Below are 14,891 nucleotides of genomic sequence, written 5' to 3' on the forward strand. Positions count from 1 at the left end.
TCCGTCAAGTCCGTGCCGACCGGAAAGCGTGGACGCGGGCCCCGCGCGGCGATAGTCGATAGCCGGTCGCCAGGCTCTCGGTCAGCCCGAGCGCCTTGAGGCGACGTATCCGGGTTTTAAAGGAGAGCTTTTCCAGACCCATCGCGGCGGCGAGTTCTGCGGCCGGGCGCTCCGGGTTGCGGGCGATCAGGTCCATCGCCCGGGCGGTCCAGGCCCCCTCGCGCGCCCGGCCGTCCATGGCGTCGAGCCGCCCGGCGATCTCCGCCAGCGCCAGCGGGTCGAGGCTTTCCTCCTCGCGCAGCCCGGCGCGCGGGTCCTCACCGGCCCAGGACACCTCGATCCGCTCCAGCATCCCCGGCCTGCCGTCATCCAGCCAGTCGCGCAGCGCCGCCGCGTCTGTAAAGCCGGCCGCGCGGGCGTCGTCGTCGGTCACAGCGCCCGCCTCGACCGGCGAGATGTCGCCGATGGCAAGGACGCCGATGGCGGTTCGCAGGGTTCCTCCCGGCTTGACCGTACGGCGCCTCCAGCGGCGGAACTGCAAGCTGACCCGCCCTGCCCTGATCCCCTCCAGCACCTCGCGTTTCAACAGCATCGCGTTTCTTCCCTCTCGGCGCCGTGGTTCACCTCGTCCACTGTCAGGCCGGCCGCACCGCCTCGACAAGGATCCAGTCGTGCACGCGCCGGGCGGCGGCGGAGGGCGTCTCCTGCACTGCCTGGATGTAGTAGCCCCGGTCGCTGGTGGCGACATGCGGCAGGACCCGCACCAGTTCGCCGCGCGCCAGCATGTCGTCGATCAGCCCGTGCCAGCCGAGGGCGATGCCGAGCCCGGCCTGGGCGGCGCGCACCACAATGTCGTAGCTGGTGAACTGCGTGCGTTCGCTGGCCGGCTGCGCGGTGACGCCGAAATGCGCGAACCAGCTCTCCCAGTCGTGCCAGTGCGAGGTGACCGGCGTCGACAGGCTGAGCAACGGCAGGTCGACAAGATCGGCCGGTTCGGCCAGCCCCGGATGGCGGGCGAGGAACTCCGGGCTGCACACGGCGGACACGCGCTCGTCCATCAGCTTCGTCTCGCCCGCCTCGATATCCCCCTCCCCGGCCATACGCACGACCAAGTCGACGCTGAGGCCGGCCGCCAATTCAGGTTGCTGCGAGGTGAGCATCGACAGGTCGACCGGGCGCACCGCCTCGCGCAGCCGGGCAAGGCGCGGCAGCAGCCACAGCGAGGCAAAGGCGAAGTCGACAGACACCAGCACCGAGGGCGTGCGGTTGCGATGGGCGAAGCGGCGGAAATCGGCCGCGAGCATGCCGATGAGGGGATCGACGGCGGCCAGCAGGTCCGCCCCTTCCGCCGTCAGCCGCACCCCGCGCCAGGTGCGCTCGAACAAGGTAAGGTCGAGGCTTTCCTCCAGGTTCTTCAGCCGCTGGCTCAGTCCGGGCTGCGAGATGCGCAGCTCGCGCGCGGCTGCCGACAGCTGGCCGTGTTTGGCAACCAGCACGAAAGCGCAGAGCCCGGCAGCGTGCCGGCTCAGAAAGATATAATCATGGCTTATGTCATTCATAGAAAAGTCTCTGTGGAAGATACGGTTTCCTTGCGTCAAGCTAAGAAAATCATTCAGTCACATAACTGCGGCGGGGGCAATGCAGGCGCATCGCACGGGCGACGGCCGTCCGGACACGGACGGCCGGCCGAACATCCTGATCTTCATGGTCGACCAGTTGAACGGCACGCTGTTCCCGGACGGGCCGGCGGACTGGCTGCATCTGCCGAACCTCAAGCGGCTGGCCGCGCGCTCGGTGCGCTTCGCCAATGCCTACACCGCCTCCCCGCTCTGCGCGCCCGGCCGCGCATCCTTCATGTCGGGCCAGTTGCCGTCCCGCACGGGGGTCTACGACAACGCCGCCGAATTCGCCTCCGACATCCCCACCTTTGCCCACCATCTGCGCCGCGCCGGCTACCAGACCGCGCTGTCGGGCAAGATGCATTTCGTCGGCCCCGATCAGTTGCATGGATTCGAGGAGCGGTTGACGACGGACGTCTATCCGCCCGACTTCGGCTGGACGCCGGACTATCGCAAGCCGGGCGAGCGGATCGACTGGTGGTACCACAACATGGGGTCGGTTACCGGCGCGGGCGTCGCCGAGATCACCAACCAGCTCGAATACGACGACGAGGTCGCCTATCATGCGACCCGCAAGGTGCTGGACCTTTCGCGCGGCCACGATGCCCGGCCCTGGTGCCTGACGGTCAGCTTCACCCACCCTCACGATCCTTACGTGGCGCGCCGGCGCTTCTGGGATCTTTACGAGGACTGCGCGCAGCTTTCGCCGCGCGTGCCGGCCTTCGCCTACGAAGACCACGACCCGCATTCGCAGCGAATCTTCGACGCCAACGACTGGCGCTCCTACACGATCACGGACAAGGACATCCGCCGGGCCCGCCGGGCCTATTTCGCCAACATCTCCTATCTCGACGAGAAGATCGGGGAGATTTTAGACGCGCTGGAGCGCACCCGGCAGGAGGCGATTATTCTCTTCGTCTCCGACCATGGCGACATGCTCGGCGAGCGCGGCCTCTGGTTCAAGATGAGCTTCCTGGAGGGCTCCGCCCGGGTGCCGCTGATGATCTGCGCCCCCGGCCTTGCGCCTGCCCTCGTCGCCGCGCCGGTCTCCACGCTGGACGTCACGCCGACCCTTTGCGACCTGGCGGGCATTCCGCTCGGCGAGATCGCGCCCTGGACCGACGGCGAAAGCCTGGTTCCGGTGGCGCGGGGAGATGCGGCACGCGCGCCGGTGCCGATGGAATATGCCGCCGAGGCGTCCTATGCGCCGATGGTGGCCTTGCGCGAGGGCCGGTGGAAATACGCCGCCTGCCCGCTCGATCCCGAGCAGCTTTTCGACCTCGAAGCCGACCCGGACGAACTGGCGAACCTTGCCGGGGATCCCCGGCATGCGGCGACGCTGAAGCGTTTCCGTGCGCTCGCCGCCGCCCGCTGGGACCTTGCCCGCTTCGACGCCGAGGTGCGCCAGTCGCAGGCGCGCCGGCTCGTGGTCTACGAAGCACTGCGCAACGGCGCGCATTTTCCCTGGGATTACCAACCGCTGCAGAAAGCCAGCGAGCGCTACATGCGCAATCACATGGACCTCAATGTCCTGGAGGAGAGGCAGAGGTTCCCCCGCGGCGAATAGCCTTCGCGCCGCACGATACGAAAAGGAACGGACGGATGAACGTCAAACCACCCCTGGTCGACCTGCCGATCAAGATCGCCCAACGCGGCTTCTACAACGGCTTCATCATCGACGTGACGATCACGTCCAAGCTGGCGGTCGGGGCGCTGGTGATCTGGGCCGTCGCCTTTCCGCAGCAGGCGAGCGACGTCCTTGCCGGTTTCAACAGTTTCATTCTGGCCAATTTCGCGACCTGGTACTTCTATGTGATGGCGGCCTTCGTGCTGGCCTGCATCGCTCTGGTGGCCTGGCCGACGGCGGGCCGCATGAAGCTCGGCGGTCCCGACGACGAGCCGGAATTCTCGCGCTTCTCCTGGTTCTCGATGATGTTCGGCGCCGGCATCGGCGTCGGCATGCTGACCTGGGCAGTCGCCGAGCCGATCTACCATTTCAATCGCAATCCGGACGTCATCCAGGGCCTTGCGACCGCAGGCGGCGAGGACAATGTCCTCAACGCCTTCAAGTGGTCCTATCTGCACTGGGGCTTTTCGGCCTGGTCGTCCTATGCCGTTGCCGGTCTGGCGCTCGCCTTCTTCGCCTATCGCCGCGGCTTGCCGCTGACCATCCGCTCATCGCTGGCACCGCTGTTCGGTCGCAGCCTGTCCGGCCCCATCGGTCACGCCATCGACATCGTCGCGGTGATTGCCACCATCCTCGGCGTTGCCCAGATGCTCGGCTTCGGCGTCGAGCAGTTCGTCGCCGGCATGGCCCGGATCGGCATCGGCAGCTGGCTGCTCAACGAGGAAGGCACCGCCTCCTCGCTCGGCATCATCGTCGCCATCGTGATCATCATGGGCGCCTCGACCCTGTCCGCCCTGTCGGGCGTCGGCAAGGGCATCAAGTGGCTCTCCAACCTCAACATGGTCCTGAGCACGTTCCTGCTCGGCTTCTTCCTGCTGTTCGGCTCGAGCTGGTTCGGCCTCACCGCGCTGTTCGCCGGAGGCCTGGAATACGTCACTGCGCTGCCCTCGATGATCTTCACCGTCTATTCCGGCGAAGGCGAGACTGCGAAGGCGCTGGAAGGCTGGCAGGGCGCCTGGTCGGTGTTCTACTGGGCTTGGTGGGTGGCGTTCGCGCCGTTCGTCGGCCTGTTCCTGGCGCGCATTTCCAAGGGCCGCACGATCCGGGAGTTCGTGGTCGGCGCGGTGATCGCACCTGCCATCATGTGTTTCGTCTGGTTCGCCTTCGCCGGCGGCACGGCGATCGATATGGAGCTTAGCGGGGTTGCGGGCGGCGCCATCAACTCCGTTCCGGATGGCGACAAGATCTTCGCCATGACCGGCCTCATGCTGTCTCCCGTGCTCGGCTGGCTGATGGCGGTGCTGATCGTGGTGCTCCTGATGACCTATCTCGTCACCTCGGCGGATTCCGCCGTGCTGATCGTCAACACCATCAATGCCGCCGGCGACGAAGGCCCAAAGGCGCGGCCGCACATCCTGTTCTGGGGCATCACGCTCGGCCTTGTCGTTGCCGCACTGCTGCTGGTCGGCGGCCTGAAGGCGATCCAGACGGCGATGGTGATCGGCGCCCTGCCCTTCTCGCTGGTCATGGTGCTGATGTGCGTGTCGCTGTTCAAGGCGATCTATCGCGACGGCTTGCGCGAGCGCGCCGGCCTGCAGACGGTCTACGAATAGACGGCAAAGCTGCGGCGGGCGGCCACGCGCGGTCGCCCGCCGCGCTCCTCAAGTCTCACCGCTGCTGCGGCGGACTACCAGCCGCAGCTGCTTCTCGATCTCGATCAGTGCGAAAAACACCGCTCCCACCGCGACGATCAGCACGCCCTCGAAAAGGGGCACGGTCGTGGTGCCGAAGATCGCCTGCAGCGGCGGCAGATAGGTGATGGCGAACTGCGCCAGCGTGATGACGACGACGCTCGCCCAGACCATCGGCGTGCCCTTTACCGCCTTCCAGGTCAGCGACGTGCCGTAGATGTTGCGGATGAAGAACAGGTGGAAGATCTCCAGAACCACCAGCGTGTTCACCGCCATGGTGCGGGCCAGCTCCGGCGCGTAGCCACGGTCCACCGCGTAGAAATAGATGCCGAAGACGGCCGCCAGGAACAGTCCCGAGACCAGCAGGATGTGCCACAGCAGCTCGCCGCCGAGGATCGGCTGGTGGCGCGGCCGCGGGCGGCGGCGCATCGTGTCCTCCTCGGTCGGCTCGAAGGCCAGCGCAAGGCCGAGCGTGACCGCGGTGATCAGGTTGACCCACAGGATCTGCACCGCCGTGATCGGCAGCGCCATGCCGAGCAGCAGCGCCAGGGCGACGGTCATCGCCTCGCCGCCGCTCGTCGGCAGGGTCCAGCTCAGCACCTTCTTGATGTTGTCGTAGACGGTCCGCCCCTCGCGCACGGCGGCGGCGATGGAGGCGAAATTGTCGTCGGCCAGCACCAGGTCGGCTGCCTCCTTCGCCGCCTCGCTGCCCTTGCGACCCATGGCGATGCCCGCGTCCGCGCGCTTCAGGGCCGGCGCATCGTTGACGCCGTCGCCGGTCATCGCGACGGTCAGGCCGTGCGCCTGCAGCGCGGTGACCAGCCGCAACTTGTGCTCCGGGCTGGTGCGGGCGAAGATGTCGGTCTCCACCACCTGCGCCGACAGTTCGGCATCGTCCATGGCGTCGAGATCGTTGCCGGTCAGCACCCGGTCCGGGTTCTTCAGGCCGATCTGCCGGCCGATGGCCGCAGCCGTGCCGGCATGGTCGCCGGTGATCATCTTCACCCGGATGCCGGCGCCGTGGCACTCGGCGACGGCGGCGACCGCCTCGGGGCGCGGCGGGTCGATCAGCCCGACAAGGCCGAGAATGACGAGGCGCCCGGTCAGGTCCTCCTTGCGCAACATGCCGGGCCCGCCCGCTTGAGTGCTGGCCGGCTGCCAGTCCCCGTCGAGGGTCGCGAGCGCCAGCACCCGCTGGCCCTTCTGCGCGATCGCATCCATCTCCCGGGTCCAGAACGCCTTGTCCAGCGGCTCGGTCTCCCCTTGCGGGGTCCGCTGGGCGGCGCACATCGCCAGCACCTGTTCGGGCGCGCCCTTGACGTGCAGCTCCGTTCGGCCGTCGGGGCTGCGGTGGCGCACCGCCATGTAGCGATGAGCCGCATCGAAGGGAATTTCGGCAAGCCTTTGGTGATCGGCAAAAGGCGCGTGGCCCTCGCCCGAGATCTTGGCGGCCAGCGCCATCAGCGCCCCTTCCATCGGGTCGCCCTCGGTGCGCCAGCCCTCGTCGTGCGGATGCAGCGCCGCGTCGTTGCACAGCGCGGCCGCACGGGCGATCTCCATCAGGACGTTATGCTCGCCCGCCGCGATATCCCGGTCGTCCAGCCGCACCGTACCGTCCGGCGAATAGCCCTCGCCGGTCACGGCAAACAGGTGCCGCGAGGTGGCGACGGTCGCCGCCAGCATCTCGTTGCGGGTCAGCGTGCCGGTCTTGTCGGAACAGATCACCGAGACGGAGCCGAGCGTCTCGATCGCCGGCAGGCGGCGGACGATGGCGTTGCGCCGGGCCATCGCCTGCACCCCGACCGCCAGCGTGATGGTCAGCACCGCCGGCAGCCCTTCGGGAATCGCGGCGACCGACAGGCCGACGACGGCCATGAACAGCTCGCCGAAGGGCATGTGCACCACATAGTAGCCCCAGGCGAGCAGCAGCCCGGCGATCAGCAGGATCAGCAGCGTCAACCAGCGGGCGAAACTGTCGAGCTGGCGGATCAGCGGCGTCGTCAGCGTCTCCACCGAGGACAGCAAGCCGCTGATGCGGCCGATCTGCGTGGTCCGGCCGGTGGCGACTGCGACGCCGCGCCCGGTACCGGCGGTGACCAGCGTGCCGCTATAGGCCATGCCGTGACGGTCGCCGAGCGGCGCGTCGGCCGCCGCGGCCCGCGTTTCCTTTTCCGCCGGCACGGATTCGCCCGTCAGCAGCGCCTCGTCGATCCGCAGGCCCGCCGCCTCCAGCAGCCGCAGGTCGGCCGGCACCCGCTCGCCCGCCTCCAGCAGCACGATGTCGCCGGGCACGATCTCAGCGCTGGCGATGCCCTTGCGCCTCCCGTCCCGCAGCACCGAACTGTGCGGCGCCAGCATGTCGCGGATCGCGTCCATCGCCTGCTCGGCGCGCCCTTCCTGGATGAAGCCGATCACCGCATTGACGATGACGACCGCCGCGATGACGCCTGTATCGACATAATGGCCGAGCAGCGCGGTGACGGCCGCCGCCCCGATCAGCACATAGATGAGAACATTGTGAAACTGGCTGAGCAGCCGGATCAGCGGACCTCGGCGCGGCGCTTCCGGAAGCCGGTTTTCGCCATATATCGCCAGCCGGCGGACAGCCTCCTCGTCGGAAAGACCGGACGTGGCCGCATCGAGCACGGCCAGCACCTCGCCCCCCTCGCGCGCATGGGCGTCGGGAATGTCGCGCTCGCTGGTCGGGGTCATGTCATGCATCCGTGATCTCGGAAAAGGGGGCGGGGCCGGAAGACGATCCGGCCCCAATCTGGCCTTCCGAACGGCTGGGGCCTAGTCCGGGAAACACCTAGGAGCAGGTCTGCGCATGTACAGTAACCCGCAGCAGGTCCTTGCACCTGGCCCGCCACTTGAGACCCTCCGTACCTGAATGCGTTCTTCGCGCGCTACAGGCTGGAGCGAACCACCTCGCCGCCCTTCATGATCAGCCGCAGCGACGTGTCCGGCGTTCCCAGGAACGACAGATCCGTCTCGGGTTCGCCGTCGACCACCAGCAGGTCTGCCAGCGCGCCCGGCGCCACGACGCCGACCGGCGCGCGGTAGGGATTGCGCTCGCCCGACATGGCAAGCAGCTCGCCGGCGCGCCCGGTCGCCGCACGCAGCGCCTCCAGCGGGCTCATGAACCGGGTGAGCTTGGCCAGCTGGCGCCCCTGCGAGGCCGCGTTTCCGGGGCTCATCAGCACATCGGTGCCGAAGACGGAGCGCACTCCCAGTTCGCGCGCCATCGCATAGGCCCGCACGGTCCCTTCCGAGACCCGCTGCTGGTCGGCGCGCATGCGCGGATCGGCGTAGACATTGGCATCCTCGTCGGTCAGGAAGGGCTGCAACGACCACCAGATGCCTTCGTCGGCCATCATCCGGATGGTCTCCTCGTCGGCGAGTTGGCCGTGCTCGATGCAGCTCACGCCGGCGCGGATGGCGCGCTGGATACCCTTCGACGTGTAGACGTGAACGCAAACATAGGTCCCCCAATCGGACGCGGCGTCGACGCCGGCGCGCAGCTCCGCCTCGGTGAACTGAGTGCTGTCGAGCGGATCGTAGGCGGACGACACGCCGCCGCCGGCCATCATCTTGATCTGGCTGGCACCGCGCATCAGCTGCTCGCGAACCCGGCGCAGCACCTCGTCGACGCCGTCGGCGATCGCGGTGACGCCGACCCGGTCGGGATAGCTCAGCGGATCGCGGTCGGCTCTCGGCAGGTCGTTGAGCATGCGGAAATCGCCATGTCCCGAGGTCTGCGAGACCAGGGCACCGGAGGGAAAGATCCGCGGCCCGGCGACCACGCCTTCGTCGATCGCCCGCTTGAGCGCGAAGGCGGGCCCGCCGACATCGCGTACGGTGGTGAAGCCGCGCAACAGCGTGGCGCCGGCCTCGCGCGCGGCCAGAAGGTGCACATAGGCGATGTCGCCGGTGAGCGCCGTGACCTGCGAAACGCTGACCAGCGTCGAATGCCAGTGGCAGTCGATCAGCCCGGGCATGGCGACGCGGCCTCCGCAATCGAGCCGGGTCGCCTCGGCCGGCCCCTGCCCTTTCGGCGGCAGGGCCGAGACGACACCGTTCTCGATCAGGATGTCGACGTCGTCGCGGACGGTCAGCTCCCGTCCGTCGAAAAGGCGCAGATTGGTGAGAAGCAGCGGCCGGCCCGGCTCGCCCGTCTGGGCGCGCGAGGGAGCAAGACCGAAACCGGCGAACATGCCCACGATCGCGGCGGCGCCACCGATCATCTCCCGGCGCGACAGATCCGACTCGATCCGGCGATAGGCGGCGAGTGTCTGCGGCGCGCCGCAACGGCAGGCCGTCGGAAGCCCGTCCTGATGGGGAGTACCCGTGAAACAACAAGCGCACAGAAGCATCACACACCTCGCTGGACATGCCGGAACGCGTGCCATAGTGGGTCTCGTTCGACAGGGCTGTCAAACCACGGAAAAGACTATCGTTAGTTTCAAAAATAGACACTCCGATATGTCGAAATATTCAGGTTGCCCGTACCTCGTGAAACCGGCATGACAACTGGATTCGGAGGGCAGGAAGCCGCTCTATTCCAAGTCTTTCTCCGGACGGAAACTGCCGCTCTCGTGGACAAAACGGCAACAGAAGCCGCCAGGTCGTGAACTCATAATTCTGGCGAGAAACGGTCTGCGCGAACCTGATCGGATACAAGGAGCAAGTCCGCAGGAAACCGTCCGGTTTTCAAGGTCTTGCGACGCTGTTGCCGGCAGGTTCGCCCAGACCCGAAGGGCGTCGGCCCGACTTCGATCTGCGGCGTCGGACCGCTCGGCCGGGGGACCTGCCCCGGCCATCACGCTCCTCCTGGCATATCATTGCCGGGCCAGACGCCGTTTCCGGCACAACTATGAGTCCACGACCTAAATCGCCGCGGAGGCAATTGACGCGTGGAGCTGTGGGCCAGTAGCTTTCATGTCGCCTCCGCAGCCCGCCCGCGCTGCGGGCTGGATGGCGCGCGTTGCATGGCAAGGAGGGAGCGGCACCCATGATGGCCCGATCTGAGAGCTATCCGCCCACATTGAGCCGACGAATCGCCGGCTGGGCACGGTTCCTTGCCGCCCTTGTGCCGGCGCTGCTCCTTTCGGCCCAGTTGCTGGCGCGTCCTGCCCATGCCGAGGACGGCTGGCGCTTCCAGGTTACACCCTATGCCTGGGCGCCTTCCCTGTCGGGCAGCATCCGGCCGCGCCCGTTCCTGCCGACGGCCTCCTTCGATCGCCGGTTCAGCGACATTCTCGAAAATCTCGACGGCGCCTTCTTCGTCAATGGCACAGCCCGCTACGACCGCTTCGTGATCTTCGGCGATTTCACCTGGTCGGCCGTGACCGAGCAGGATCGCATCGCCCTGCCCTTCGCACCCTTCGGTTTCGATGTGCACGGCCAGGTCCGCCAACTCTCGGCGACGCTCGCCGGCGGCTATTCCGTGGTCGACCGGCCCGAATTCACCCTCGACCTGCTGGCCGGCGCCCGCCTGTGGCATATCGATGCCAACGTCAATATCCGCGGCACCGGCCTTGCCGCCAGCAAGAGCGACACCTGGGCCGATCCGGTGCTGGCCGCACGGGCGCGGTGGCAGTTCGCGCCCGACTGGTCTGTCATTGCCCTCGCGGATGTCGGTGGCTTCGGCGTCGGCTCCGAGGTCACCTGGCAGGCGGTCGGCACGCTCAACTACCGGATCAACGATCGCGTCTTCCTGTCGGCCGGATACCGGCACATGGCCCTCGACTACGATCGCGGCGGCATGAAGCTCGACGTCGACATGAGTGGCCCGCTGGCCGGCGTCACCTTCCGTTTCTAAAGGCCCACCGGGTCAGGATACGCCCGCCCGCGGGCAACGCAGGTCCTGATTCTCGCCTTGCTGCGGATTGCGCCGCGAGGTGGCGAAGTCGCGCCGCACATGGTCCCACCAGCACCCGAGATAGGAGCGGTCGGAGCGGGCCGTGAAGGCCTCCGGCGCCGTCTTCGTCAGCTCCGGCAGCCGCGTCCAGGGCACGTTCGGGAACGTGTGGTGCTCGTTGTGATAGCCGGTGTTGAAGAACAGCCGGTTGACCCAGCCGTAGGTGGAGCGCGTCGGCGCCTCCTCGTCGTCGCCCGGATGCTCGCTCAGGGACTGGCCGAGGTTCGAGATGCCGCACTTGCCCAGAAAAATCGACAGCGCCCAGTTGTGGTAGAGCCAGCCGAGCCAGCCGAAGGCGGCGAGCAGCACCAGGTTGACACCGAGCGACCAGCCGACGAACAGCCGCCGCTGCCACGCCGGCGCGCGGGTCGAGCCGATACGGCGCTGGCGGTCGCGCGACACCCGCCCCGTCAGCCGCTCGTAGAGCCGCGGGAAGATCTCGTCCGAGATGATGAAGCCGAACGGCAGCAGGTGGACGACCAGCGTCGCCACCGTCAGCACCCGCTGCAGGCGCGGCCGCCCTTCCACCAGCATTTCCCGCGCCTTGAACGCGCACAGGTCCTCGTGTTCGTAGTCGCGCTCGTAGTCGCCGATATAGGGATGGTGGCTCGACAGATGCTCGTGCTGATAGGTCAGCTGCTTGCCGAACGAGCCGAGGATCGTCTCCAGCCCCAGGTCGAAGGCGAGCTTCGCCTTCTCGCCGCGAAAGATCAGCCGGTGCGCCGTCTCGTGCACCAGGGCGCCGGCCGCATGGATGACGAACTGGCCGACCAGGAAGGCCGCAAGGAACACCACGAGCAGGTTGCTGTCCGAGACCGCCCAGGCGATCCCCCAGTGCAGCGCCAGGAGCAACGGTACGCACAGTGCGGTGCGCCAGTCCGGCCCGGCCAGCGTGCGCAGCTCCGGGTGGGCGCGCAGGATGTCCTTGCGCATCTGCAAATGGCGGCGCGACTGCGGCGAGATCGGGCCGTTGCCGCTCGATGAGGCCTCGCTCGGAGAGGTTGATGTGTCGATACTGCTCATGGGGACCGGAACGAAAGGGTCTGCCGAAGTGACTGGCAGCAAGCAGGCTGAGGGGCGAACAGTCAAACGGAATCTGCCACAATCCTGCCATCAGGAAAACTGACGCTGCCGACGCGAGATTCCGAGACCGAATGCCGGACGAACGATGGCGGTCGGCCGCAACTCATAAAAATTGAAACAATTGCCTTAAAGGCGCTTTCACGACTCGCGGGTATCCGTTTCTGTTTGGGGGAGACCGGAGATGAAGATGCCAGAATCCCGTCGTGCCCTTGCCGCTGCCCGCAATGCGGTCCGGATTGCGATGCTGGCTGCTGCCGCCGTCCTGCCCGGGGCGGCGCTGGCCGACAGCGACCCGCAGCAGCAGACGACGCTCGACGCAGCCGCCGCTCTTGCCGGCCAGGCTGCGGGATCGGATCTGGAGCGGGTCCGCGGCGATGTCGTGGAGCTGGCGGATCTCGCCCGCCGCCATATCGACGAGGCCGGCCTCGATGCCGCCTTGAAGGATTTCCAGTCTCCGCCCTGGCTGCGCGAGGCGAACGGCCTGCATCTTTGGGGCGTCACCACCGCCGGCGTCAGCTGGTTCGACACCGGCCATCCGGAGCTCGTCGGCATCGACGTGTCCAACATTACCGATATCGAGGGACGCTTCTGGACGCAGCTTGCCGAAGCTTCGGCACGCGGCACGGGAGACAAGGTGTTCCTGCTTCTCTTCCCCCATCCCAGGACCGCCCGCTCGGCCGTTGGGTATCACACGTGCTTCATGCTGGACGACGACGAGCGGATCCTGTGTGCAGGGGCATTCGAAGATGCGCCGACCGGATAGCCTGATCGGGCGCCTGCGGTTTTCCAACTGGCCGGTCACGGCAAAGGTGATGGCCGCGCCGTTGGTCAGCCTGATCGCGCTGGCCGCGATGACGTTGCTTGCCTGGCAGGCATTGACCACGCAGCGGGCGGCGATCATCACCAACCTGTCCCGGCTGGAGGCGGTGCTCGACCGCGCCTACGAGGTCTCTCACCACCTGGCGAGCGTCGAGGCCAATCTCTACAAGTTGTCCATGTGGAGCGAGATCGGCGTGCGCGGGGCCGAGCTGGAAGCGACGCTGCGGTCCATCAACTATGGTCTCGAGCGGGCAGCGACCGACATCGCGATGCTGGAAGACGCGGAGCTCGAGGGCGTCGACAAGCTCCGCGAGGCTTTCGGTATCTATCGCCAGAACACCTCGCAGGCGGTGCTGCTGATCCTGCGTAACGCCACGCTCGGCGCGGTCGCCACCCGCGGCGGCCACAAGACCTATGCCGAGGTGGAGGCCCAGGCCCAGTCGCTCGGCCACAGGGCGTCGGAACAGTTTCGCCAGGCGACCGAAGAGGCTGCGGCGACGTCCGATCGATTGATCCGCAACTTCGTCATCCTGTCGCTGCTGGGAGCCTTCGTCGCCGTTGCCGCCAGCATCGCCGCCTCGCGTGCGATCATCCGGCCGGTGACCGGTCTGGTGCGGACCATCCGGGCGCTGCTGCAAGGGGACCTGTCGACACCTGTCCCCCACACGGCCCGGCGCGACGAGATCGGCAGCATTGCCGTTTCCGTGCAGGAGCTGCAGCGCGCGCTGGTCAGCAACCGCGAACTGGCGCAGGAGCGCGAGCAGAAGCAGGCGGAGCTGGAATTCATCGCCGCCCATGACGGGCTGACCGGCGTCGCCAACCGCAAGGCATTCGATGCCTATCTCGACACGACGGCACGGGCGATCGGCCCGGACGGCGAGCTGATCTTCCTCCTCGTCGACCTCGACAGCTTCAAGCCGATCAACGACGCCTACGGCCACGAGGCCGGCGACACGGTGCTGAAGGTGCTGGCGCAGCGTTACCGCAACCTGGTGCGCCCCGGCGACATGGTCGCGCGCCTCGGCGGCGACGAATTCGCCATCGTCATCGTGTCGCAGGAGGGCAGCCGCGATCCGGAGCAATTCGCCAAGCGCGTTCTGGAGACGACGGTCAATCCGATGCGCCACGGCCCGCGCGAGCTTCGCGTCGGCGCCAGCATCGGCGTGGCCGGCAGCCAGTCTGTGCCGGGCGGCCCTCAGGCGCTGATGGCCGCGGCCGACCGGGCAATGTATGTCGCCAAGCAGGAAAAGCGCCCTTCCTACGCGGTCTATTCGCCGCAGATGGCGCCGCAGCGCTACGGACTGGAGGACAAGGAGGAGATCGAACGGGCCCTGCGCGAGGGCGAGTTCGTGCTGCATTACCAGCCCAAGGTCACGCTCGCCGACAACGTCCATGCCGGCTTCGAGGCGCTGGCCCGCTGGCGCCATCCCCAGCGCGGACTGCTGACGCCCGACAAGTTCCTACCCCGGATCGACAGTTTCGGTCTGCAGGCCGACTTCACCATGCAGATGGCCCGCCAGGCGGTCGCCGATCTCAAGCGCTTTGCCGAGCTCGGGCTCGACAGCGGCGGCGTGTCGCTGAACCTGGAGGAATCCATGCTCGCCACCCGCAGCGGCATGGACGAGTTGCGCCGGCTGGTGATGGAGAACCAGCCGCTCGCCCGGCGGATCACGCTGGAGATCACCGAGGACGTGTTCATCGCCCGCGCCGCGGAGACGATCCGCGACAATGTCGACATGCTCGCCGCCCTCGGCATCCGCATCTCGATGGACGATTTCGGCACCGGCTACGGCTCGTTCAAGCACTTGCGCGAATTCACCATCCACGAGCTGAAGATCGACCGCGAGTTCGTCCACGGCATCGGCCGCGACCGCTCGGCCGAAGTGATCATCGACGGCTTCCTGGCGATCGCCTCCGGTCTCGGCGCCGTCGTGGTGGCGGAAGGGATCGAGACCCGCGCCCAGGCGCGATACCTCGTCCAGCGCGGCTGCCAGTTCGGCCAGGGCTTCCTGTTCTGCCGCCCCCTGCCCTTCGAGGCAGCCGTCGACTATCTCGCGGACCGGCAGCCGCATTCCTGCGCGGGCTGAGCGGATTTTCGCCGCCGCGCTCTTGTTTGTGCGCGGGCAGTTCCC

General features: G+C 67.4%; 10 protein-coding genes. 5 read left to right on the forward strand and 5 right to left on the reverse strand.

The annotated features are described in order from the left end of the window. Positions 1-4: 4 nt before the first annotated feature. Positions 5-592: an ASCH domain-containing protein gene (locus MNI96_RS01340; protein ID WP_249689668.1), complete on the reverse strand. Its 588-nt coding sequence runs from the start codon at positions 590-592 to the stop codon at positions 5-7. 43 nt (positions 593-635) lie between these two features. After that, a complete protein-coding gene (locus tag MNI96_RS01345) occupies positions 636-1,496 on the reverse strand; it encodes a LysR substrate-binding domain-containing protein (protein ID WP_249689670.1) in 861 nt (286 codons plus the stop codon). A 142-nt stretch (positions 1,497-1,638) separates the two neighbouring features. Here MNI96_RS01345 and betC point away from each other — a divergent pair, with 142 nt between their 5' ends. Together betC and MNI96_RS01355 are read left to right on the forward strand one after the other, a co-directional pair. Beyond that, on the forward strand, positions 1,639-3,186 hold the full coding sequence (gene betC, locus MNI96_RS01350; protein ID WP_249689672.1) for a choline-sulfatase: 1,548 nt from the start codon (positions 1,639-1,641) through the stop codon (positions 3,184-3,186). Positions 3,187-3,221: 35 nt separating this feature from the next. Continuing rightward, complete coding sequence (locus MNI96_RS01355) at positions 3,222-4,859, forward strand: BCCT family transporter (RefSeq protein ID WP_249689674.1); 1,638 nt, start codon at positions 3,222-3,224, stop codon at positions 4,857-4,859. A 48-nt stretch (positions 4,860-4,907) separates the two neighbouring features. On the opposite strand, the gene MNI96_RS01360 is transcribed toward MNI96_RS01355, so the two are convergent. Both MNI96_RS01360 and MNI96_RS01365 read right to left on the reverse strand, forming a co-directional pair. After that, the gene (locus MNI96_RS01360) at positions 4,908-7,658 is read right to left on the reverse strand and encodes a cation-transporting P-type ATPase (RefSeq protein WP_502960286.1); all 2,751 of its coding nucleotides are present in this window, start codon (positions 7,656-7,658) and stop codon (positions 4,908-4,910) included. A 185-nt stretch (positions 7,659-7,843) separates the two neighbouring features. After that, a complete protein-coding gene (locus MNI96_RS01365) occupies positions 7,844-9,181 on the reverse strand; it encodes a metal-dependent hydrolase family protein (protein WP_249689678.1) in 1,338 nt (445 codons plus the stop codon). A gap of 767 nt (positions 9,182-9,948) precedes the next feature. On the opposite strand from MNI96_RS01365, the gene MNI96_RS01370 reads away from it, so the two are divergent. Beyond that, entirely contained in the window at positions 9,949-10,758 is an 810-nt protein-coding gene (locus MNI96_RS01370) for a porin family protein (protein ID WP_249689680.1), read from the forward strand. 12 nt (positions 10,759-10,770) lie between these two features. Here the strand turns inward: MNI96_RS01370 and MNI96_RS01375 are convergent, their stop codons facing one another. Further along, the gene (locus MNI96_RS01375; RefSeq protein ID WP_249689682.1) at positions 10,771-11,880 is read right to left on the reverse strand and encodes a fatty acid desaturase; all 1,110 of its coding nucleotides are present in this window, start codon (positions 11,878-11,880) and stop codon (positions 10,771-10,773) included. 247 nt (positions 11,881-12,127) lie between these two features. On the opposite strand from MNI96_RS01375, the gene MNI96_RS01380 reads away from it, so the two are divergent. Further along, entirely contained in the window at positions 12,128-12,703 is a 576-nt protein-coding gene (locus MNI96_RS01380) for a hypothetical protein (protein WP_249689684.1), read from the forward strand. Continuing rightward, positions 12,687-14,846, forward strand: coding sequence for a putative bifunctional diguanylate cyclase/phosphodiesterase (locus MNI96_RS01385; protein ID WP_249689686.1), 2,160 nt, complete (start codon positions 12,687-12,689; stop codon positions 14,844-14,846). Before MNI96_RS01380 ends, MNI96_RS01385 begins: the two co-directional genes overlap by 17 nt. Positions 14,847-14,891 lie beyond the last annotated feature (45 nt).

This window comes from Stappia sp. WLB 29 (assembly GCF_023507705.1).
GTDB lineage: Bacteria > Pseudomonadota > Alphaproteobacteria > Rhizobiales > Stappiaceae > Stappia.